The sequence below is a fragment of the Streptomyces sp. NPDC091209 genome (assembly GCF_044757755.1).
Taxonomy (GTDB): Bacteria; Actinomycetota; Actinomycetes; order Streptomycetales; family Streptomycetaceae; genus Streptomyces.
In genome coordinates this window covers 381,904-402,465 of sequence record NZ_JBIVVR010000008.1, presented here as the reverse complement: position 1 = coordinate 402,465, position 20,562 = coordinate 381,904, and the positions used below count along the sequence as shown (strand labels likewise).

Below are 20,562 nucleotides of genomic sequence, written 5' to 3'. Positions count from 1 at the left end.
CCGCGGTGGATTCGCCGCCACGGGGGCTGGCGGATGCGGTCCGCGACCATGGTCCCGGGCCGTGTGCGCACCGGCGGAAGCACTGTTCAGCATGGCCGAACCCAGGGACGAAAGTCCACGGGTGGACGGTGGCCTCCCATCGGCGACGCCCGCGGCGCCCGCGACGCGGGCTCAGTGACCCGTGACCCGTGACGCGGTTCGCCGTGCGCTCGCCGGCACGGATGCGGCTCACATGGCGACGCGGGTGCCCCATGACTTCGCGCGGGCGACGGCGTCGGCGACGTGGGCGGCCGCGACGTCCAGGGCGGCGTGGCCCGTCGACTTGAACAGGGTGAGTTCGGCGTCGTCCCGCCGACCGGGGTGTTCGCCGCCCAGGACCGAACCGAGGAGCGTCACGGTCCGCTCGGGCGGGAGGTCCTGCAACTCGTGGGCGCCGGAGGGGGGAGGGGTCGTGGCGGCGCCGTGCCATTCGGCGAAGAGGGTGGCGTCCCGGACGGTGTCGGCGTCCAGCTCGGGTCCGTGGGAGCCGCCCACCGAACTGATGTGGGTGCCGGGGGCGAGCCACGCGCGACGGATCACCGGTCGCACGGCGCCGGTGCAGCAGAACACCGTGTCGGCCTCGCGCACCGCCTCTTCGATGTCGTCCGCGGCCCGGCCGGCGGGGTGGAGGGCGGCGGCGCTCTCGGCACGCCGGGGATCGCGGCCCGCGACCGACACGGGGGTCTCGGGATCCATGGCCGCCAGCAGGGAGATCTGGGCACGTGCCTGGGCACCGGTACCGATGACGGCGACCCGGGTGGCGCCCGGACGGGCCAGAGCCCGGGCGCTCAGGGTGGCGGTCGCCGCGGTGCGGATCTCGGTGAGGGGCTCGGCGTCCATGAGGGCCAGCGGGCGGCCGTCCGCCGCGTCGAAGAACGCGACGATGCCCCGGTGACTGCTGCGACCGGGCCGCGCCGGATCGGCGAACACGGAGACGAGCTTGGCCGCGAGTCCGAGCCCGGGCACATGACCGGGCATCGCGCCGAGCAGGCCGCCCGGGGCGTGCGCCGCGATCCGCGGCGGTACGGAGACCTCGTCACGGCCGATGGCGACGAGTGCCGTCGCCACGGCGTCCAGGACGCGGTGCGGCTCGAGTGCGGCGCGCGTCTGCGCCCCGTCGAGGAAGAGGATCTCGCTCATGCCGGACCTTCGGTGGACGTGGACGTGGACGGTGGCTGGGGCTGGGACGTAGGTGTGGCCGTGGGCCGGGGCGATGACCCGGGATGGGAGGAGGCGTGTCCAGAACTCCCGGGCCCTTCGGGGCTACCGGATCGTTCGGAGGCACCGGAGGCACCGGAGGCACCAGAGACACCGGAGGCACCGGAGACGCCGGCAGCCCCCGAATCCTGGGAGACCCGGGGCGCCCCCGAGACCTCGGCCGCCTCCGAGACCGCGGGGCCTCCGGACGTTCCGGGATATCCGGGGTCCGAGAGGATCCGCCCCAGCTCGTCCGTCGCTTCGCGCAGTCGCTCCCGCAGGCGGGGCAGCCGGGTCTCGTCGAACTCCGAGCTCAGGCCGACCAGGGTGAGGGCGCAGACAGGGGCGTCCGAGCGCGTGACCACGGCACGGGCGAGCGAGGCGACCGGCTGTTCGTTGCGCCCGTACTCGACGGCGAACCCGGTCCGTTCGGCGCGCTCGATGTCGGCCAGCAGCCCGTCGGGTCCGGACAGCGGGTACCCGGCCTCCTCCGCGGCGCGCAGATAGGGCACCCGGTCGGAGGGGGCCAGGGCCGCGACGAGGGCGAGCGGGCCGGCGAACCGGTGAACGGGCAGCGCCTCGCCGGTCAGACTGCTGATCATCGCCAGGCGGTCCGGGCGTACGACATCGATGACGCGTGAGCGGTCGGCCTCCGGCACCTGAAGGTTCACCATCATCCCGGTGTGCTCGGAAAGCGCCGCGAGAACCGGTCGGGCGAGCGCTCCGAGGGAGTTCCTGGCCGCCGAGGACGACAGTTGCAGGACCGCCGTGCCGGGCAGATAGCGGTCGCCGGCGCGCAGCACCCAGCCGCGCCGGACCAGGTCGACGAGAACCCGGTAGGCCGTCGCGCGATGCAGTCCGACCTCCTCGGCCAGGTCGGTGAGGCGCGGGGGCCGGGACGCGCGGGCCACGGCCTCGACCAGGTCCAGGGCCTTGTCCACCGCGGTACGGGGTGCTTCGGGCACGTCCGCCCCCCTCCTTGTGGCGTGATGAGCTGCGAGCGTACGGTAGCGCATGTTGCGAGAGACGATACGTCTGTTACGTAGAGCGTAACAACGTCGGATCGAGCCACTGATTGGTCCGGACAGAGCGACTACTGAAGCGACTACTGAGGTGAAGATGACGGACGAGGCTTCGGGCGCACCCGCCCCGCACGCACCCGCGGTGAAGGGAGCCGTCGCGGTGTACCGCGGCGCGACGCTGTTCGACGGAACCGGGCGGCCGGCCCGGGGCTCGACGTCGATCGTGGTCGACGGCCCGGTCATCCGCGCCGTCGGGGACGATGCCGTGATCGCCGAGAACCTGCCCGCCGACGCCGAGGTCTTCGACCTCGACGGCCGCTTCGTCGTCCCCGGCCTGATCGACGCGCACCAGCACATCGCGACACCGCCCGACCGGCCCGTCGCCGAGGCGGTGCTGCGCCGGCTCGTCTACAGCGGCGTCACGGCGATCCGCGACATGGCTGACGACCTGCGCCAGGTGGGCGATCTGGCGAGGGCCACGCTCGTCGGTGAGATCCCCGGCCCCGACATCCGCTACGCCGCGCTGATGGCGGGCCCCGGCTTCTTCGACGACCCGCGCACCCACCAGGTGTCCCAGGGCGAGACGCCCGGCGCCGTGCCGTGGATGCAGGCGATCACGAAGGACACCGATCTGCGGCTGGCCGTTGCCCTGGCGCGCGGGACCCACGCCTCGGCGATCAAGGTGTACGCGGATCTCGACCACACCACCGTCGCCGCGATCACCGCGGAGGCGCATCGCCAGGGCGTCCCCGTCTGGGCCCACGCCACCGTCTTCCCGGCGACGCCCGGCCAGATCGTCCTGGCCGGCGCGGACAGCGTCTCGCACGTCACCCTGCTCGCCTTCGAGGGCACGGACTCACCGCTGATCAGCTACAAGAACAAGCCGCGGGTCGAGTACGAGCGGTTCGCCGCCGGCGACGACCCCCGCATCGAGGAACTCTTCGCCCTGATGCGGCAGAAGGGCACCGTCCTCGACGCGACCGCGGGCATGTGGGCGAGCGAGGCACTCGCGGGCGACGGTCCCGAGGACGCGGCGCGCGCGGCGGCCAACACCGAACTCGCCGCCGTGCTCACCGCCCAGGCCCACCGCGCCGGCGTCGACATCGCGACCGGCACGGACTACGAGACCGACCCCGAGGACCCCTTCCCGGCCCTGTACGACGAGTTGGCCTTCCTCGTGCACCGCTGCGGGATGTCACCCGAGCAGGTCCTGCGCTCGGCCACGCTGATCGGCGCCCGGAGTGCCGGCGCGGAGGACATCATGGGCAGCGTCGAAGCCGGCAAGCTCGCCAACTTCGTTGTCCTGGAGGACGATCCGCTGCGGGACATCGAGCACCTGCGCAGCGTCACCCTCACCGTCAAGCGCGGCCGGCGCTTCGAACGGCGGGAGTTCGAGGGTGCCTTCCCCGGCGCCGGGCGGCCCGACCGCGTCCAGAACCCCGAGGCCGTAGAGCCCGCGGCGACCCACCCCGTCGAGGAGACCCGATGACCAACCTCCCCATGATCATCAACGCGCTCGGGCAGCTCGACAACCCGAACGCCCCCCAGTCGGCCGAGGCCGCCGCACAGCTCAATCCCTCCAGCGAGCAACTGACCGTCGACGCCCGCACGTTGGCCGATGCCCACGCCTCGGGCCTCACCGCGGTCAACATCACGCTCGGCTACACGATGGGCGATCTGCCGCCGTACGAGCACACGTTGCACGAGATCGCCGTGTGGGACGGGATCATCCGGGACAACGCGGCCGACCTCCTCAAGGTCCGTACGGTCGCCGACCTCCACCGGGCCAGGGAGGAGGGCCGGATCGGCGTCATCTACGGCTTCCAGAACGCCGTCGCGGTCGGTGAGGACACCGGGCGCGTCGCCACCTTCGCCGACCTCGGCGTGCGGGTCGTCCAGCTCACGTACAACCAGGCCAACCACATCGGCGACGGCTCGATGGCGCCCGCCAACCGGGGGCTGACCGACTTCGGCCGGAGCCTCGTCGAGGCCCTCGACGAGCACCACCTCATGGTCGACCTCTCGCACAGCGGTGAGCGCACCTGCCTGGAGGCCGCCAAGATGGCGCGGCGCCCCGTGTCCATCAACCACACCGGTTGCCGGGCGCTCGCCGACCTCCCCCGCAACAAGACGGACGAGGAACTGCGCCTGGTGGCCTCGCGCGGTGGCTTCGTGGGCATCTACTTCATGCCGTTCCTGAACGTGTCGGGCCATGCGACGGCCGCGGACGTCGTGGAGCACATCGTCCACGCGGTCGACGTGTGCGGCGAGGACCATGTCGGCATCGGCACCGACGGGACCGTCACGTCCATCGACGACCTCGACGCCTACCGCGCGCATCTCGCCGAACACGTGGCCCTGCGCCGCGAGGCCGGTGTCGGCGCGGCGGGGGAGCGGGACGACACGCTCCCCTTCGTGCTCGACCTGCGCGGAGTGGACCAGTTCCGGGACCTCGTCCGCCTCCTGGAACAGCGTGGGTACTCCTCCGAGCGCATCGAGAAGATCCTCGGCAGGAACTTCCTGGACTACGCCGACCGCGTGTGGGCCCCGGAGAATTCCCGCTGACGGCTGTCCCGTCCGATTCCGCACCCGCGTGGCGCGACGGCCGGGTGCCGTCCCGCCGCCCGACCCCGACCCCGATCCCGACCGCGGTCAGCCGAAAGCCGCGAGCCCCGTGAGCCGTACGCGTACGAGCAGGCCTTCGGCCGAGGTCGTTCCGGCGGTCGTGGCGCCGCTCGGGTCCGGGGTCGGTGACGGTGTGGCCTCCCCGGGCGTGCCGCTCGGGGAGGGGGACGGCGAGCCGGACGCCTCGGCGGGCGGGACGGCGGGAGCGACGCGCGGAGGAGTCGCACTGGGCCGGACGCTCGGCGCGACTGCCGAGGGCGAGGGAGTCGCGCTCGCGCCGCGGTGAGAGGGCTGCTGCCCGGACCCGGCCGCGCCGGCCCGCCGGTCGGTGACCGGGTCCGCCGTCGGCAGGGGCATGAACCCGGCGGACGACCCACGCGGACTCGGGGACGCGCCGTCACGTCCCGCGGCCGAGGGGGACGTGGTGTCCGTGGGCCGCGCCTCGACGCGCGACGCGGCACCTGCGGCCGAGGTGTCCTTGTGCGCCTTCTCCGTCCCGTTCGGCAGGGGCAGCCAGGGCGCCGCCGAGTCGCCCCCGCTCACCACGGCCGCGAGGGCCGTGGCGAAGCAGACGCAGGAGACCGCGACGATCCAGCCCATGCTGCGCAGCCAGGAGCGCCGCCGCCCGCTCTCGTCGACGAACACCGCCCCTTCGCCGGACGCGACGACTTCCGTCCGGCTCTGTCCCGCACAGGTCGAATCCCCCGTATTCCCGGTCATGCCCCACTCCTTGACGATGCTTGTCGCCGGTCGCCCCTCGGCGACTGCGCGCTGGTTCGGATGGCGACTCCGCGCTGATCCAGAGATACGAAGGTGATCGCTGGTTGACTCATTCCGACCGGTTGTGATGCATCTGGGGCGGGTTCGCTTCGAAGAGGGTGTCTGGTGCATCCGTCACCGCGACAGATGATTCAGTCGCTGACACGAACGAATCAATCGTGAGTTCTTGCTCTGGCGGCCTTTACATTCGTACTCTTGCTGAATCCGCTCACCGGCGGAGATCGGCGACCGAGTTCGCCGATGGAGTTCATCTCCGGAGTTCACCGACAGAGGAGTCCCGCGATGGACCGCACTCGCCTGCAGCAGCTCCTGGCTCGTGAGAGCGCCGAGGCCGAGCGCCGCAACCCGCGGTCCAGGGCCGCGTACGAGCGTGCCGACCATCTGTTCGGCCGGGTCCCGATGACCTGGATGAACAAGAACGCGGGGGCGTTCCCGCGCTATCTGGACACCGCGCGGGGTGCCCGCATCACCGACATCGACGGACATGAGTACATCGACTTCTGCCTCGGCGACACGGGCGCGATGGCCGGTCACTCCCCGGAGGTGGTGGCCGAGGCGGTGCGGACCCGGTTCGCCGAGAGCGGCGGCGCGACCGCGATGCTCCCCACCGAGGACGCGGAGTGGGTGGGCGCCGAACTGACCCGCCGCTTCGGGCTCGCGCGCTGGAGCTTCTCGCTCACCGCGACCGACGCCAACCGCTGGTCCATCCGGCTGGCGCGGGCGGTCACCGGCCGCCCGAAGATCCTGGTGAACAGCTACAGCTACCACGGCAGTGTCGACGAGTCGCTGATCGTGGTCGGCCCGGACGGGCACGGCACGGCCCGCCCCGGGAACGTCGGCGCGCCCTGCGACGTCACCCTCACCAGCCGCGTCGCGGAGTTCAACGACCTGGCGCAGTTGGAACGCGAACTCGCCCACGGGGACGTCGCCGCCGTCCTCATGGAACCCGCGCTCACCAACATCGGCATCGTGCTGCCCGAGCCTGGCTATCTGGAGGGCGTCCGCGAGCTGACGCGCCGGTACGGAACCCTGCTCATCAACGACGAGACGCACACCTTCTCCGCCGGTCCCGGTGGCTGCACCGCCGCCTGGAACCTGGAGCCGGACATGCTCACCATCGGAAAGGCGATCGGCGGCGGGATCCCGGCCGGAGCGTACGGGCTCTCCGCCGAACTCGCCGACCAACTGCTCGGCCGCGCCGACCTGGATCTGGTCGACATGGGCGGCGTCGGCGGCACCCTCGCCGGGAACGCCCTCTCCGTGGCCGCGACGCGGGCGACCCTGGAACACGTCCTCACCGACACGGCGTTCGACACGATGGCGAAGCTCTCCGAACGCTTCGAGGCCGGGGTGCGGGCGGGCATCGACGCATGGGCCCTTCCGTGGTCGGTGAGCCGGCTCGGAGCCCGTACCGAATACCGGTTCGCCGACCCCGCGCCGCGCACCGGAACGGAATCGGCCGCGGCGGCCGACACCGAGCTGGAGGACTTCCTCCACCTGTATCTCGCCAACCGGGGCATCCTGCTGACCCCCTTCCACAACATGGCGCTCATGTGCCCGGCGACCACCGAGGAGGACGTGGACCGCCACACCGACGTCTTCGCCGCCGCCCTGGCCGAACTGATGGGCTGAACGCCGCCGTTAACCTTGGACCGGGCCAGCCGGAGAGGAACAGCGTGGACGAGATCGACCGGGCCATCCTGCGGGAACTGCAGATCGACGGCCGTATCGCCTATGCCGAACTCGGCCCCAAGGTCGGGCTGTCCGCGTCGGCGGCCCGTCAGCGCCTGCAACGCCTGCTCGACTCGCAGGCGGTCCAGGTCGTCGGGGTCACCGACCCGATGGGCATGGGCGGTCAGGCGATGGCCCTGCTCGGCATCGCCGTCGACGGCGACCCACGAGCGGTCGCCGACGCGCTGGCCGAACGGGCCGAGGTCGTCTACTCGGTACTGACCTCGGGTGGCTTCGATCTGTTCGCCGAGGTGGTCTGCCCGGGCCCGAGGGATCTGCTGGACTTCGTCAACGACGTCGTACGGCAGATCGAGGGCGTCCGGCAGGTGCAGTCGTTCCCCTACTTCGGGATCCACACGCACCGGTTCCTGTGGAACGTGGGCTGAGCCGCCTCCCGCGACGGCCACCGTGCGACAGCCGAACCGTCGCCGCGGTACGACGCCTCCCCGCCGCACAGGTCAAGGATCAAGTCAGCGTGCCGCGCTCCGGGCCGGCTTCTTGGCGGGTGTCGAGATCCGCACCCCGAGCGGGCGGGCCAGACCGATCACGCCCTCGTCGAGACGCTGCAGATGGCGCAGGACGCGGCCCGTGACGCGGTCGTGCCGGGGCGAGTCCGGCGTGTCCAACTCCAGCATGGCGGCGAGGCTCGCCCCGGTCTCCGCGACACCGTCCCCGGCGTCCGCCGCCACCCGGGCGACGAGGACGTCGATGTTGTGGCTGATCCGGCGGCCCGCCAGTTTGAGCCGGGGATCCGCCGCGACCGACCGGCTGTACGGGAGGAGCTCGGCCGTCGCGGCGAGGGACCGAGCGTGATAGGCGCACGTCTCCAGCAGGGCGACGATGTAGCGGGCGGTCTGACGGCGGGCCCGCCACGGAGTGATGGGGTGGGTCAGCGGTTTGGTGGAGGCCCGCAGTTTGTCCAGGGCGACGTCCAGTTCGCGGGCCTTGCCCAGCAGATCGAGGGCGATACCGCCGCTGAGCTGCTCCACCGCCGCACCGCTGACGTCCCCGAGCCGGACGAGCACGGCGGCGAGGAGCTCGTCCGTACGGCGGTCGGTCTGCACCGGAAGGACCACGATCGCCGCGACCATCCCGCAGATCGCGCCGAGCGCCGTCTCCTCGATCCGCAGGACGAGCACCGCCGGACTGTAGGTGTTGAGCACCGTGTACAGCAGCCCCAGCATCGCCGTCACGAAGAAGGACAACAGGACGTACGACACGGGAGCGGTGAAGTACATGGCGAAGATGAACAGCAGGACCAGGGCGAACGCGGTCCAGGTGTGGCCACCCACCACATCTGCCAGAAGGACACCCGCGACCACGCCCAGGACCGTCCCCAGCAGCCGGCGATAGCCCTTCACCAGGATCTCCCCGGTCGAGGAGGTGTTCAGGAAGACGACCCAGCACGTCAGCACGGCCCAGTACCACCGCTGCGGGGAGAGCAGTTCCCCACCGACGATGGCCAGGGTCGATCCGACCGAGACCTGTACCGCCGCCCGGGTCGTAGGCCGGTCCAGTCCCGTGGGGTGCGGCTCCTCCTCTTCGCCCTCCTCCGCGGCGATGGAGGCGTCCTCGGCGTCCAGTTCCTCGCGGGAACGTTTCGTCTCGGGGGAGTCGTCGGATTCGTCCTGGGGGCCGTCGAGCGCCAGCCGCAGTCCGAGGGCCGCCCGCGTCGCCTCGCCGATGCCACGGAAGACGTCCTGCACGGCCGCCGGGGCGTGCGGCAGGTTCTCCTCGTCCCGGTAGCCGAGCAGCCGGTTGCGCAGCTGGGCCACCCCGGCGCCGCGCTCACCCGAGACCGGGCCCGCGACGAGCACTTGCAGTGCTTCGAGGTCGCGGTGCAGCGTCTCGACGGTGTCGTCCTGCTTCAGGAGCCGGTCTCCCGGCTCGGGCAGCGGCGCGTCCGGCAGGTGCAGGGCGAGCGTGTCGGCCGGCTCGGCGCTGCGCGCGGTGAGGATGAGGACGCCGAGCCGTTCCGCGGCGATCTCGGCCTCGGCGACCCGCCGCTGGAGCAGCGAGGCGGTCGCGCCGTCGGCGGTTCCCTCGTCCAGGCGGTCCTGGATCATCATCGCGCTCTCGTGCAGCCGCGAGGTGTGCAGCCGTACGTCGTCCAGAGCCTTCTCGACGTCGTCGGGACCGGCGTCGAGAAGGTCGATCTGGACGGAGACCAACTGGGCCACGCGAGCCCGGAACGCCTTGCGCAGCCGTCTCAGGACCCGCTCGGTCGACTCGACGATCACGGCGAAGCGCACCAGGGCACTGCAGGCGAAGCCGATGGCCAGCGTCGCCCAGAGTTCGCGGAGGGAGGCGTAGGTCGCTCCGCCGAACAGGGACAGGAAGTAGACCTGGAAGGCGATCAGCCCGAGTGCCGTACCGCGGTCTCCGTACCGGCGGCAGTAGACCGCCGCGAAGATCAGGGCGATGAAGCACGCGTCGCTCGCGAACGTATGACCGTGCAGCAGCGCGCCCAGCGACATCGCCGTGATCGCCACGGGCAGGCCGAGCGCCAGTGTGACGGCCTGTTCGCCGCGGTGCTTCTCCTTGATGGAGAACGTGGCGACCATGGCGGTCATGGCTCCGGTCACCATGCGGCTGGGACCGGATCCCATCAGGCCGAGGACGGCGAGGGTGAGGGCGATCGCGCCGACGGTCCGCAGGCCGGCCATGAGCCGCAGCAGGCCCGGGTCGGATGCCACGAACCGGTTCCAGATCGTCGCTCGGTTCGGCCGAGTCACTGTCCTCACGCTGCCGTCGTTCCCTGCTCCCAGGTCGTGATCCGGTACTTCAGCATGGCACCTCGTGGCAGCTCGTGCCGGATGGTGCCCGGGCGTCCCGCCCCGCCGAGGGTGCGACCGACCTCTTGTGGGAGCGCTCCCATGCGAGGGAGGATCCGTCCATGAACCCAGTGCCGACCCTTCGCCCCTACCGGTCCACCGACCGCGCCGCCGTCGCGGAGGTGTGCGTGAGCACCGCGGACCTCGGAGGGGATTCGCGTGCCCTGTATCCCGACGAGGAGCTGATGCCGACGCTCTTCGCGGCGCCCTACTGCCATCTGGAGCCCGCACTGGCCTTCGTCCTGGACGACGGGAGCGGCCGGGCGGTCGGCTACGTGGTCGGCACCGGGGACACCGCGGAGTTCGTCAAGCGGTTCCGCGACGCGTGGATCCCGCGTGTCGCGCACCGCTATCCGGCCCCTACGGCACCGGCCCGCACGCCCGGTGAGGAGATGGTCGGGCTGCTGCACACCCCCGAGCGCATGATCCTGCCCGAACTCGCCGGCTATCCGGCCCACCTGCACATCGACCTGCTGCCGGAGTTCCAGCGGCGCGGTTACGGAAGGGCGCTGATGAACACTTTCCTGACCGCCCTGCACGACCGTGGGGTTCGGGCCGTCCATCTGGGCATGGTCACCGCCAACAGACCCGCGCGGGCGTTCTACGACCGTCTCGGCTTCCACGAGATCCCCGTCGACGACCCCGGACCGCTCACCTACCTGGGCAGGTCGACGCTGGTGGAGGCAGCGGCGGAGACGCCGGCCCGCGCCGAACGGCTGCCGGCCGTGCCCGCGTCGGGAGTCCTGACCGTCCGTAACGGGCTCGGGGGGTTCTGACCGTCCCTGGCCCGGTCGGGAGGTTCCGGGCGTCTGCAGCCGGGCCGGTGTGACGGGCGGTGCGATCGCTTCGGGCGTCCTACGGCGCGAGCGCACCGGTTACGGCGGACAGTGGCCGCCGTAACCGGTGCGCTCGGGGGATGCGAACCTCAGCGTGCGGCCGAGGCGGTCTCCGGCGTGGCGGCGGGGTCGGTCGTGTCGCCGCCGAGGGCGGCGCGGGCCGCCGGGATCACGGCCGCGATGGCGGCGGCCACCAGGGCGACGCAGCCACCGACGATGAGCCCGGTGCGGAAACCGCCCTCGGAGGTGAAGGTGTAGCCGGCCGCGCTGGTCGTCATCTGGGCGAGGATGACCCCGACGACGGCCGCGCCGACCGAGGTCCCCAGGGAGCGCATCAGCGAGTTGAAGCCGTTGGCGGCGGCGGTCTCGGAGAGCGGGACCGAGCTCATGATCAGGGCCGGCATCGCACCGTAGGCGAGGCCGACGCCGCTGTTGATGACCATGCCGGTCAGCATCAGACCCCAGGGCGTACCCATGAGGGCCAGCGCCAGTCCGTAGCCGAGGGCGATGACGAGGACACCGCAGATCAGCGTGAACTTGGGGCCGCGCGCGTCCGTCAGCTTCCCGCCGAACGGGGAGACGATCATCATCATGATGCCGCCGGGCGCCATCCACAGGCCTGCCGCGAGCATCGACTGGCCCAGGCCGTATCCGGTGGCGTCGGGGAACTGGAGCAGCTGCGGGATGATCAGCATGCTGGCGTACATGCCGAATCCGACGAAGACCGAGGCGACGTTGGTGAGCAGGACCCGGGGGCGGGCCGTGGTGCGCAGGTCGACCAGCGGGTCCTTGGTGCGCAGCTCCCAGGCACCCCAGGCGGCCAGGACCACCAGGGCGGAGACGAACAGGCCGAGCGTCGTCGCGGAACCCCAGCCCCAGTCGGCGCCCTTGGAGACGCCGAGGAGCAGGCAGACCAGGCCGACGCCGAGCCCGAGGGCGCCGAGCCCGTCGAAGCGCTGACCCTTGGCGCTGGCCGGCACGTCCGGGATGAGGAACCAGATCAGCGTTCCGATCACCGCAGCGAGCACGGCGGAGCCCCAGAACAGGACGCGCCAGTTCGCGTACTGGGCGACCGCTGCGGAGATCGGCAGGCCGAGGCCGCCGCCGATGCCCATGGAGGCGCTGACCAGCGCGATGGAGGAACTCAGCTTCTCGGCCGGCACCACGTCGCGCAGCAGGGCGATACCCAGCGGGATCATGCCCATGCCCATTCCCTGCAGGCCCCGCCCGACGATCATCGGGACGACGGACGAGGAGAGCGCGCACACGACGGAGCCCACCACGAGCGGGACGGAGCAGGCGAGCAGCATCCGCCGCTTGCCCAGCAGGTCGCCCAGACGGCCGGAGACCGGGACGCAGACGGACGCGACCAGCAGCGTGACGGTGATCACCCAGGCGGAGTTCGCGGGCGTGGTGTGCAGGATCTGGGGCAGCTCGGCTATGAGCGGAGTGACCAGCGTCTGCATGATCGCCGCCACGGTGCCGGCGAAGGCGAGCGTGGCGACCACGCCGCTTGCTCGGGCGGTGGGCTGGGGGGCGTCCATGAGGGACTCCTCGGGTCTGACTGCGGGGCAAGGGATGTGCATCGTACATGCTCTATGTATCACGCATGTGATGTGGCTCATGCATGTGATGTGGCTCGTGCACGCGGGTATGGGACCATGGAGCCGGGCCGTACCGATAGGCGCGGGACGCGCGGCTCAGGTGACAGCGGGAGGCGGCAGGCGGATGGTCAGGCCCACACACGAGGTCGAGTACGAGCAGATGCTGCTCAGCCGCCATGGACTGATGAACCACAGGGGCGGCCGGACCAAGGACGGTGTCCTGGAGCGCAGCGCCTACATTTTGCTCAGCCGGATCCGGGTCCAGGGGCCGATGTCGATCGGTGAACTCAGCGACGCCTTCGGGCTGGACGCCTCCACCCTCAACCGGCAGACCGCCGCCGCGAAGCGCGCCGGGCTCGTCGAGCGCATCCCCGACCCCGACGGCGGCATGGCCCGCAAGTTCCGCATCACGGACGAGGGGGCGCGGCTCCTCGACGAGGAGCGGCAGGGGCTCATCAGTTCCCTGGACCGTGTCATGGCGGACTGGCCGGAGACGGACATCGCCGCCTTCGCCTCCTATCTGCGGCGCTTCAACACCGACATCGAGCGCATCGGCGGACGTCCCTGGCCCCGTCCGTGACCCGGAGCGCCAACTGCCGCCGGACCGAAGCCGCGTAGCGGAAAACCCGGTGACGCGGCAGCGCGCCGCCTCCTACGCTCACTCGCATGAACAGCGCCGGGGGACTGCTGAACGTCGTCGATGTCGAGGCGACCTGCTGGGACGGGCCGCCGCCGCCCGGAGCCGTGAGCGAGATCATCGAGATCGGTCTGACGGTCGTCGACCTGGACATGGGCGTACGGGTGGAGAAGCACCGCCTTGTGGTCCGGCCCGCCCGGTCGACCGTCAGCGCCTTCTGTACGGGGCTGACCGGGCTGACCCCGGGCGAGGTCGAGCAGGGGCTCGAATTCGCCGAGGCCTGCCGTGAGTTGGCCGCGCGTCACGGTACGGGGGAGCGGCCGTGGGCGAGTTGGGGCGACTACGACCGCCACCAGTTCACCCGGCAGTGCGCCGCGACGGCGACTCCGTACCCCTTCGGCCACCGGCACACCAACGCCAAGGCGGTTTTCACCACGGCCCACGGACTGCGCAAGCGCCCCGGGATGGCGCAGGCCCTGGGCCTCGCGCAATTGCCCCTGGAAGGCAGACACCACAGGGGCGAGGACGACGCGTGGAACATCGCCGCCCTGATCCTCGACCTTGCGGGAAGAGGGACTTGGCCGGACGCCTCCGCGTCGCCGGCCGACTTGAGCTGACGGTTCGTCAATCCCCTGTAATCGGGGCGTCGGATTCCCGTTCCAAGCCGAACCAGGGCCCGCGGTCCAGGCGATCCTGAACGACCTCGCGCGCGTCGGCGTCGGCGATCCCGTCGGTGAGGCGCTGGGCACGGGTCTTGAGCTCCCCGGCGTCCGGAGCGCCGGTGGCGGCGGCCGTCCGGGCCAGGATCTCGATGGAGAAGGCGATGTCCCAGTCGGTGAAGGCACCGGGATGCTCGGCGATCAGTTCCGCGTAGCGCGGGGCGTGGTGGGCGGCGATCCCGGGGCGGCCGATGGCCAGGGCGGTCTGGGCGATGGCGTACTCGGCGCGGCCGTGGTTGGCGGGCGTGCCTGCCTCCAGCCAGTGGTAGCACGCCGCGTAGGCCTGGTAGAGGGCGCGGTCCTGCTCGTCGCGCGGGGTGCTGGGGGTCAGGTCGAAGAGCAGGTCCCCGAGTGCGTTGTTGAGCTCGACGGCGAACCAGCGGTGCAGATCGCGTTCTCGTGGCCGGCGATTGCCGAACGCGCTGACGACGTCCTGCCAACGGGCGAAGCCGTGTTCGCGGGCGATGACGTGCTGAGCGTCGCGCAGGGAGAACCGGCCGGGGTCCACCGGGCCGCTTCCGGCGACGCGTTCGGCGGCGCCGGGCTTGCCGTGCAGAACGGCCAGGCGCAGGTCCTTGGCCTGGGTGCGCAACTGCCCCAGGTCGGCCTGGGGCGGAAGATCGGGGGCGGTGCCGGTCATGGATCGATTCCCTTTGGACGGGCCGGGCGTGGAGTGTGCGGGGCATGCGCGGGCCATGCGCGGCGCATGATCAGCGCGATGCACCGCGACGCCGGTCCGCACGGTGCGGGACAGCCCTCAAGTGACGTGGCCGGCTTCCTTGGCCGCGCGCTCCACCCTGTTCCGATAGTCCTCCCACCACGCCGAGTCGCCCGTTGTCATGCTGTCGTTGGCCTTGTCCATCCCGACGGCGCCGTCCAGGAGCTCCCGGATGATGTCGGCGTGCCCGGCGTGCCGTTGAGCGTCCGCGATCACACGCACCACCGCATGATGCAACGTCACCTCGTCCTTCCCGGTGGGCCACCATGGCACCCTGCCGGTCGTCTCCAGCGACAGCGCCTCGATCGTCGCGTCCGCGTGTGCCCAGGCCCGGCGGTAGAGCCCCGTGATGTCCTCGCGTGACTCGTCGGCGGTGGCCCACATGTCCGCGTTCGTCTCAGCGGCGTCCTCGAGCCAGGGCAGCAGTTCACCGGACGGCCGTCCGAAGGTGTCGCCGAGGTAGCCCAGCTCCACGGCGGTCACATGTTTGACCAGGCCGAGGAGGTTGGTGCCGGTCGGTGTGAGCGGGCGGCGGATGTCGTACTCCGAGAGACCTTCGAGCTTCCACATCAGGGCGTCACGAGCCGACTGCAGATAGCGGTGAAGGTCAGCCTTGGGATCCGGTGCGGTCATGGCGGCCAGTCTGCCGCTCACGCGATCCGTCCACCGCCCTTTCCCCGGCTCGTGGCGAACCGGAGCGTCCGACCCGACGAGCGAATCGGAACAGATCGCCTGAAACAGTGGCCAGGTCGCCTGAAGCCGAACGGCTGCGCCGTCATGAGACGTTCGGGTTTCCGCGCCATGAACTGGCGACCGTTCTCTTCGCTCCTTCGCCAGGTTCCTGCAGCAGTCGAGAGGTGACGACGAGTCCGGCCCGCTCCAGCAACGCGACGATGCGCTTCGGGGGTTGCAGGTGAGGAGGGCACCGACAGCCGGGGCGATCGCACACTGCCAGGCGATCTCTGGCGACGACTTCCTCGGGGCCCGTCCCCCGAACCGCACGTTGTCGTGGTCGAGTCGATTGAGTAGGGTCACCGACATGAACACCGGACCGGCGCTACGCCACTCACGGATGGGCCACCCGGTGGACGGCTGATCACGCGGCGGGTGCGCGAAAGGCACCCTCTCGGTTCGTCACGCGGACCTCCCTGTGCACATGCACCGCGAGTCCGTTTTCGTGTCGAACACCATTGAGGTAAGCCGTATGACAGTCACGTTCAACCACACCATCATCGCTTCCAAGGACCGCCACGCGTCGGCACGCTTCTTCCGGGAGCTGTTGGAACTGCCGGAAGCGCCGTCCTGGGGCCCGTTCACCAACATCCAGCTTTCCGATGGTGTGCTGCTGCAGTTCGCCGAGCCGCCGGTGGAGATCCAGATGCAGCACTACGCGTTCCTCATCGACGACGAGCTGTTCGATCGGGCGTACCGGCGGCTCTGCGGCCACGGCATCGAGCACTGGGCCGATCCGCAGATGCGACGCTCGGGCGAGATCAACAGCGAGCACGGCGGTCGAGGCGTGTACTTCAAGGATCCCGCCGGTCACGCGATCGAACTGATCACCCGCCCGTACCTGTAGCCGGACGGAGCCTGGTCGGGCACCCGAGACGCGGCACCCGACCAGGCAATCGGTCGAACCATGCAATCGGTCGAACCATGCAAATCGGCGGAGCCGAGACCATGGTGAGCCGGCCGTGCCACGGCTTCCCTTTCCTGGCCGCACCCAGACGGTCCCCGACCCGCGCGGGTGGGCGACCGCCTGGGCGCGGATACATCGGGAGAAGCAGGGCGTGGTGCGCCGGAGTGCGGCTGGTTCACCCCGTCGGGTTGTTTTGTGGCGGGTCGTGGTGAACGGGGTGTGGGCGCAGGCCCCTCGGGGAGAACCTGGGGCGTACGCGAAACGCCGTCATCGAGGAGTGCCGCGTGTCCGATGTCGTCTTCACGGCGGATTTCGCCTCGGCCCGTCAATGGGTCGCGGGCCACTCCTGGGCCTATCCCGACGGCGGTCCGGTCAATCCGGGCGACGGCAAACTCGACCACCTGGTGACCGACCCCGCCTACTGCCGGACGGGTCTCTTCCGGGCCACCCGGCGAGCGGACGGTGACTGGGACGCGGGCCTCCTCACCACCGAGGGCAGCTCGGACGCGTTCATGGTCCGCACGGGCGACGTGCTGGAGGCGCGGCTCCGGCTGCCCACGGTGACCGGCGCCTGGCCGGCCATCTGGACGTGGCGGGACGGCGGTCAGGAGATCGACGTCTTCGAGTACCACCCCGACAACCCCGACCTGCTGGAACTCTCCAACCATGTTCGCCGCACAGAGCACTACTACCGGGACCCTTCCATCGGGCCGGGCGCTTGGGTCGACCTCGTCGTCGAGTTCGGCGCCCATCGCGTCGTGTGGTGGGTGAACGGAGTCCGGGCCTTCGACGACCGGCACGGGGTGGGCAGAGGCTGGCACGCCTATCTCATCGTCAACCTGTCCGTGTGCTCCGGGCGCTATCACCCGCCACCACCCCCCGAGGCCTCCGAGATGGACTTCGAGGTGGCCCATCTGACCGTCCGCAGGACGCGGTTCGACGGGCCGTTCCCGGCTGTGGCCGAGGACGAGATCGAGGTCGAGATCCTCGACTGACGCCCGGCCTGGGGAGAATCGGCGACTGGAGCCCACGGTTCGCGACGGGGAACGGGTGACTGGTATCCGGCGGCAGACACCCAGCAATTCGGCTGCTCGTCCGATCACCAGGTCGTCCCATCTTCCGGTTTGCGTCGACGGCGGGCAGCAAGTCGCGTACGGCAAGCGGGAATCGGTCCTCGGCAGGTGCATCCGCCGTCGGCCCCGGGGCGGAAGTACGGCATCAGAAGCGGCGATGCGCTCGTGCACGTCGCGCCGACGGGTGCCGAGGGCCATGACGAATCCGCAACCGGGGCAGGACGCCCCCGAGGCCGCGTACGTCGGTCACGTCGGCAGTTGCCGCACGTGTCAGAGGGAGTCGGGACGTTGCCCCCGGGCCGCGCGTCTGTGGCGTCTCTATCAGGAGTGGCGCAACGGCTACCGCGCTCGGCCCGAGGACTCGGACTGAGCGCGAGGACAGACACACTGAGGGCACGCGCGGACGGACCGAGCGCACCGACTGGCCGACCGAGAGCACGGACGGACAGACGGAGGACACGGACAGATGGGCTGATGGCCCGAGCGTGCCCGGATGGATCGCCGTGCCTGCGACCCGGCTGTGACCCGGAACCATGGCCGCCGCCTTCGTCAGCCGCTTCGCAGCCGTGACGGTCCGCTCCCCCCGCGGCCCCGAGGCCACCACCGCGTGGTCGTAGCCGTTGGCGGGAGGCATGCCCCGGGGCGTACGAGGGGGCGCTTCGTCACGTCCTACTCATCCGGGTCCCAGGCGCTGAGCTGGTCGAAGAGACGTCGGTCGCCGTCGAGCTTCAGGGAGTCGAACGGGATACGGTCGTACAGGATGAAGACCAGCTCACTGGCCGTGCCCCGAGCGGAGGCGGAGGCGGAGGCCGCGTCCGGGTCCTGGCCGGTAGCGGTGGCCGATAGGGTGTCGGGCCCGGGGAGACGGGCGGTCCGTGCGCCGTCGGCGGAGAGCGAGAGGCGCCAGGAGCGGCCCTCGGAGGCGTGGAAGTCGATGGCGGCGGGCTTGTGCGGCCAGGCACTCGTCGTTGCGACGCAGGTGGACAGGAACTCGTCGACACCGTCGAGCGCCACCTCGGCCGGCAGCGGCTGCGGGGCACCCACGGTGATCTGGGCGTCGTACGTGTGCACCGCCATCTGCTGGAGCTGGTGCCGAGCTACGGCACCGGAGGTCTGCGGCGACTGCGACGTCTCCCACCACGTCCAGCAACCGCGATCCGGGCCGGCCTTCCGCAGTGCGTCCAGCAGTTGCTCGGTGGACTCCGCCAACCAGGCCAGCAGGGCCTCGCGCTCCCGAGGCGCAGCCGGGGCGCCCTCCGCTGCGGACTTGGCCGGAGCAGGCCCTGCGGCGACGGTGGCGGCCCAGTCGCGGCGCCCCTCGCCGATGTGCTGCGCCAGATCGAACAGCGTCCACTCGGGGCAGGTCGGCACCTGTACGTCGAGGCTGGGCGCGGAGGCGACCGCGGCGCGGAAGGCAGTCGACCGTTCGTCGATCAGTCTCAGCAGAGCGGGGTACTCGAGTGTCGTTGTCACCCTGGATCTCTATCACTGGGTTCCGGCAATCGGACAGCGGTTTTCACAGCCGCCATCGCGGGCGGACCCTCACCACCGCGGAGAAATGATGGAGGACCTCTCCGCCGCCGACCGTGCGTTACACACGGTTATTCTCATAAAGGTTCATCGGTGACCGCCACCGCGAAACGCCACCGCAGGTGCAGGTGCAGGTGCAGGCGCACGCGCGGTCGTCGGTGGCGACGAGGCCAAGACGTGCGAGGTGCTACCCATCCGCCGCTGCTTCGGCTACGGATATCAAATGGTCGGTGAGACGGTCCCTCCTCTCGGTCGGGTGCGAGGCGTGGCGTGGCACCGTGAGGATGGAGAGGTGTCATGCGAGGCTCCGCGCGGATGTCCGCCGATGATGTGTCCGGGTCCGAGGTGACCGGCGCCCCCACGGCGCTGCTGCCGTATCGCCTCACCCGCCCGGACGCGGGTCCGACGCGTGCCGCCGTACTGGTCCTCCATGGAGGCGCCGTCGACAGCAGGGCCCCGTCGCGACCGTGGAATGTCGCGCGTGTGCGCATGCGGCCCTTCGCGCGCGCCGTGACGCGCGCGCTGCCGGCCGAGGACACGTTCGTCGGGCAGGTGCGCTACCGCCACAGAGGATGGAACGGCGCGGACGCCGACCCCGTCGGCGATGTTCTGCGGGCACTGGCCGAACTGGCCGAGCTGGTGGGGGAGGTGCCGGTCGTCCTCGTGGGCCACTCGATGGGCGGGCGCGCCGCGCTGCGTGCCGCGGCCGCACCACAGGTCCGGGCCGTGGTGGCTCTCGCGCCCTGGTGCCCGGAGGGTGAGCCGGTCGCCCACCTCCGGGACAAGCGCGTGATCGTGCTGCACGGTGACCGGGACCGGGTCACCGATCCCGCGGAGTCGTTCGCCCTCGTCCGCCGGGCCGCGGAGGCGGGCTGCTCCGCGAGCGCCGTGCGGGTCGAGGGCGGTGACCACGCGATGCTTCGGCGCGCGCGGACCTGGCATCGGGCCACGGGCACGACGGTCGCCGCCCTGGTGGACCGGATCGACGGTGGGCTCGACCTCCTCTCCGTCGAACGGCCGGGCGGCGAACCGGGCGTTCTCTAGCGTCCGGTCGAGTCCAGCCGTTCGTCGGGGTCCGGGCCCGGGGAGAAGGGGCGGCGGGCGCCGGACGCCAGCCGGGCGGCGGACGCGGGAAGCGGGGCGCCCGTCGACGGATCCCAGCTCAGGATCCACTCGAAGTCGCGTTGCAGCCGACGGGCTTCGCTCCGGACGAGCGTCGGTATGTCGCCGCGTTCGGAGATCAGTTGGGCATAGATCGGCGCATCGTGCACGTGGGGATCCTCGACTCGCTCTCGTGGTCTGACGTGCCTCGAAGGTACGGCCGGGACGTGGCCGCAGCGGTCATCCGGCCAGCTCGGCCAGAACCGGTCGAAGTGTGACCAATGGGCGCCGCAGATGTCGAACGAGATGCCAGGGAACGCCAGTTCTGCGCACACTTCCGACACATCCGAGATGGCGGGGTGCGCGAACGGCGGGTCGGGGCAGGCTGGGCCGGCCGGTCGGACAGGAATGCCGGCGGGAACCCGGACCGAGCGGGTCGGACCGGCGGGACGGGAGTCCGGTCGGGGCCGGGACGGG

At 71.1% G+C, this 20,562-nt stretch carries 20 protein-coding genes; 10 read left to right on the top strand and 10 right to left on the bottom strand.

The window, feature by feature from the left end; translation table 11 throughout:
- Positions 1 to 228: 228 nt before the first annotated feature.
- Together ACIQRL_RS25155 and ACIQRL_RS25150 are read right to left on the bottom strand one after the other, a co-directional pair.
- A complete protein-coding gene (locus ACIQRL_RS25155) occupies positions 229 to 1,179 on the bottom strand; it encodes an ornithine cyclodeaminase family protein (protein ID WP_401335291.1) in 951 nt (316 codons plus the stop codon).
- Complete coding sequence (locus ACIQRL_RS25150; RefSeq protein ID WP_401335288.1) at positions 1,176 to 2,201, bottom strand: IclR family transcriptional regulator; 1,026 nt, start codon at positions 2,199 to 2,201, stop codon at positions 1,176 to 1,178. Before ACIQRL_RS25150 ends, ACIQRL_RS25155 begins: the two co-directional genes overlap by 4 nt.
- A 154-nt stretch (positions 2,202 to 2,355) precedes the next feature.
- On the opposite strand from ACIQRL_RS25150, the gene ACIQRL_RS25145 reads away from it, so the two are divergent.
- Both ACIQRL_RS25145 and ACIQRL_RS25140 read left to right on the top strand, forming a co-directional pair.
- Positions 2,356 to 3,747, top strand: a complete 1,392-nt coding sequence (locus tag ACIQRL_RS25145; RefSeq protein ID WP_401335285.1) for an amidohydrolase family protein — start codon at positions 2,356 to 2,358, stop codon at positions 3,745 to 3,747.
- On the top strand, positions 3,744 to 4,823 hold the full coding sequence (locus ACIQRL_RS25140) for a dipeptidase (RefSeq protein ID WP_401335283.1): 1,080 nt from the start codon (positions 3,744 to 3,746) through the stop codon (positions 4,821 to 4,823). Before ACIQRL_RS25145 ends, ACIQRL_RS25140 begins: the two co-directional genes overlap by 4 nt.
- Positions 4,824 to 4,910: 87 nt before the next feature.
- Here ACIQRL_RS25140 and ACIQRL_RS25135 read toward each other — a convergent pair whose 3' ends face one another.
- Positions 4,911 to 5,603 carry a hypothetical protein gene (locus ACIQRL_RS25135; protein WP_401335282.1) on the bottom strand — a complete coding sequence of 231 codons (693 nt, stop codon included), beginning with the start codon at positions 5,601 to 5,603 and terminating at the stop codon, positions 4,911 to 4,913.
- A 342-nt stretch (positions 5,604 to 5,945) separates the two neighbouring features.
- On the opposite strand from ACIQRL_RS25135, the gene ACIQRL_RS25130 reads away from it, so the two are divergent.
- Positions 5,946 to 7,295, top strand: coding sequence for a transaminase (locus ACIQRL_RS25130; protein ID WP_401335279.1), 1,350 nt, complete (start codon positions 5,946 to 5,948; stop codon positions 7,293 to 7,295).
- A 44-nt stretch (positions 7,296 to 7,339) separates the two neighbouring features.
- Complete coding sequence (locus tag ACIQRL_RS25125; protein WP_328557476.1) at positions 7,340 to 7,780, top strand: Lrp/AsnC family transcriptional regulator; 441 nt, start codon at positions 7,340 to 7,342, stop codon at positions 7,778 to 7,780.
- An 84-nt stretch (positions 7,781 to 7,864) separates the two neighbouring features.
- Here the strand turns inward: ACIQRL_RS25125 and ACIQRL_RS25120 are convergent, their stop codons facing one another.
- Both ACIQRL_RS25120 and ACIQRL_RS25115 read right to left on the bottom strand, forming a co-directional pair.
- Positions 7,865 to 10,138, bottom strand: a complete 2,274-nt coding sequence (locus ACIQRL_RS25120; protein ID WP_401335276.1) for an FUSC family protein — start codon at positions 10,136 to 10,138, stop codon at positions 7,865 to 7,867.
- A complete protein-coding gene (locus ACIQRL_RS25115; protein WP_401335274.1) occupies positions 10,135 to 10,272 on the bottom strand; it encodes a hypothetical protein in 138 nt (45 codons plus the stop codon). The genes ACIQRL_RS25120 and ACIQRL_RS25115 overlap by 4 nt, the downstream gene beginning before the upstream one ends.
- Before the next feature lie 18 nt (positions 10,273 to 10,290).
- Here ACIQRL_RS25115 and ACIQRL_RS25110 point away from each other — a divergent pair, with 18 nt between their 5' ends.
- Positions 10,291 to 11,004, top strand: a complete 714-nt coding sequence (locus tag ACIQRL_RS25110) for a GNAT family N-acetyltransferase (protein WP_401335271.1) — start codon at positions 10,291 to 10,293, stop codon at positions 11,002 to 11,004.
- Positions 11,005 to 11,153: 149 nt separating this feature from the next.
- Here ACIQRL_RS25110 and ACIQRL_RS25105 read toward each other — a convergent pair whose 3' ends face one another.
- Positions 11,154 to 12,608 (bottom strand): MFS transporter, encoded by a 1,455-nt coding sequence (locus ACIQRL_RS25105; protein ID WP_401335269.1) that lies wholly within the window; start codon positions 12,606 to 12,608, stop codon positions 11,154 to 11,156.
- 184 nt (positions 12,609 to 12,792) lie between these two features.
- On the opposite strand from ACIQRL_RS25105, the gene ACIQRL_RS25100 reads away from it, so the two are divergent.
- Entirely contained in the window at positions 12,793 to 13,248 is a 456-nt protein-coding gene (locus ACIQRL_RS25100; protein WP_261705405.1) for a MarR family winged helix-turn-helix transcriptional regulator, read from the top strand.
- 86 nt (positions 13,249 to 13,334) lie between these two features.
- Entirely contained in the window at positions 13,335 to 13,922 is a 588-nt protein-coding gene (locus ACIQRL_RS25095) for an exonuclease domain-containing protein (RefSeq protein ID WP_401335266.1), read from the top strand.
- A 7-nt stretch (positions 13,923 to 13,929) separates the two neighbouring features.
- Here the strand turns inward: ACIQRL_RS25095 and ACIQRL_RS25090 are convergent, their stop codons facing one another.
- Both ACIQRL_RS25090 and ACIQRL_RS25085 read right to left on the bottom strand, forming a co-directional pair.
- Complete coding sequence (locus tag ACIQRL_RS25090; RefSeq protein WP_401335264.1) at positions 13,930 to 14,664, bottom strand: hypothetical protein; 735 nt, start codon at positions 14,662 to 14,664, stop codon at positions 13,930 to 13,932.
- A 117-nt stretch (positions 14,665 to 14,781) separates the two neighbouring features.
- Positions 14,782 to 15,375, bottom strand: a complete 594-nt coding sequence (locus ACIQRL_RS25085) for a DinB family protein (RefSeq protein WP_401335262.1) — start codon at positions 15,373 to 15,375, stop codon at positions 14,782 to 14,784.
- A 571-nt stretch (positions 15,376 to 15,946) separates the two neighbouring features.
- Here ACIQRL_RS25085 and ACIQRL_RS25080 point away from each other — a divergent pair.
- Together ACIQRL_RS25080 and ACIQRL_RS25075 are read left to right on the top strand one after the other, a co-directional pair.
- A complete protein-coding gene (locus tag ACIQRL_RS25080; RefSeq protein WP_401335260.1) occupies positions 15,947 to 16,321 on the top strand; it encodes a VOC family protein in 375 nt (124 codons plus the stop codon).
- A gap of 344 nt (positions 16,322 to 16,665) precedes the next feature.
- A complete protein-coding gene (locus ACIQRL_RS25075; RefSeq protein WP_401335258.1) occupies positions 16,666 to 17,376 on the top strand; it encodes a beta-glucanase in 711 nt (236 codons plus the stop codon).
- Positions 17,377 to 18,123: 747 nt separating this feature from the next.
- Here ACIQRL_RS25075 and ACIQRL_RS25070 read toward each other — a convergent pair.
- On the bottom strand, positions 18,124 to 18,927 hold the full coding sequence (locus ACIQRL_RS25070) for a maleylpyruvate isomerase family mycothiol-dependent enzyme (protein ID WP_401335255.1): 804 nt from the start codon (positions 18,925 to 18,927) through the stop codon (positions 18,124 to 18,126).
- Positions 18,928 to 19,281: 354 nt separating this feature from the next.
- Here ACIQRL_RS25070 and ACIQRL_RS25065 point away from each other — a divergent pair, with 354 nt between their 5' ends.
- Complete coding sequence (locus ACIQRL_RS25065; RefSeq protein ID WP_401335252.1) at positions 19,282 to 20,028, top strand: alpha/beta hydrolase; 747 nt, start codon at positions 19,282 to 19,284, stop codon at positions 20,026 to 20,028.
- On the opposite strand, the gene ACIQRL_RS25060 is transcribed toward ACIQRL_RS25065, so the two are convergent.
- Positions 20,025 to 20,255, bottom strand: coding sequence for a hypothetical protein (locus ACIQRL_RS25060; protein ID WP_401335249.1), 231 nt, complete (start codon positions 20,253 to 20,255; stop codon positions 20,025 to 20,027). The genes ACIQRL_RS25065 and ACIQRL_RS25060 overlap by 4 nt on opposite strands.
- Positions 20,256 to 20,562: the final 307 nt, after the last annotated feature.

Bases quoted from the DNA above. Each gene is read 5' to 3' on its own strand.
- ACIQRL_RS25155 (WP_401335291.1), bottom strand. From the start codon at position 1,179: ATGAGCGAGATCCTCTTCCTCGACGGGGCGCAGACGCGCGCCGCACTC.
- ACIQRL_RS25145 (WP_401335285.1), top strand. From the start codon at position 2,356: ATGACGGACGAGGCTTCGGGCGCACCCGCCCCGCACGCACCCGCGGTG.
- ACIQRL_RS25140 (WP_401335283.1), top strand. From the start codon at position 3,744: ATGACCAACCTCCCCATGATCATCAACGCGCTCGGGCAGCTCGACAAC.
- ACIQRL_RS25135 (WP_401335282.1), bottom strand. From the start codon at position 5,603: ATGACCGGGAATACGGGGGATTCGACCTGTGCGGGACAGAGCCGGACG.
- ACIQRL_RS25130 (WP_401335279.1), top strand. From the start codon at position 5,946: ATGGACCGCACTCGCCTGCAGCAGCTCCTGGCTCGTGAGAGCGCCGAG.
- ACIQRL_RS25115 (WP_401335274.1), bottom strand. From the start codon at position 10,272: ATGGGAGCGCTCCCACAAGAGGTCGGTCGCACCCTCGGCGGGGCGGGA.
- ACIQRL_RS25110 (WP_401335271.1), top strand. From the start codon at position 10,291: ATGAACCCAGTGCCGACCCTTCGCCCCTACCGGTCCACCGACCGCGCC.
- ACIQRL_RS25105 (WP_401335269.1), bottom strand. From the start codon at position 12,608: ATGGACGCCCCCCAGCCCACCGCCCGAGCAAGCGGCGTGGTCGCCACG.
- ACIQRL_RS25100 (WP_261705405.1), top strand. From the start codon at position 12,793: ATGGTCAGGCCCACACACGAGGTCGAGTACGAGCAGATGCTGCTCAGC.
- ACIQRL_RS25095 (WP_401335266.1), top strand. From the start codon at position 13,335: ATGAACAGCGCCGGGGGACTGCTGAACGTCGTCGATGTCGAGGCGACC.
- ACIQRL_RS25090 (WP_401335264.1), bottom strand. From the start codon at position 14,664: ATGACCGGCACCGCCCCCGATCTTCCGCCCCAGGCCGACCTGGGGCAG.
- ACIQRL_RS25085 (WP_401335262.1), bottom strand. From the start codon at position 15,375: ATGACCGCACCGGATCCCAAGGCTGACCTTCACCGCTATCTGCAGTCG.
- ACIQRL_RS25080 (WP_401335260.1), top strand. From the start codon at position 15,947: ATGACAGTCACGTTCAACCACACCATCATCGCTTCCAAGGACCGCCAC.
- ACIQRL_RS25065 (WP_401335252.1), top strand. From the start codon at position 19,282: ATGCGAGGCTCCGCGCGGATGTCCGCCGATGATGTGTCCGGGTCCGAG.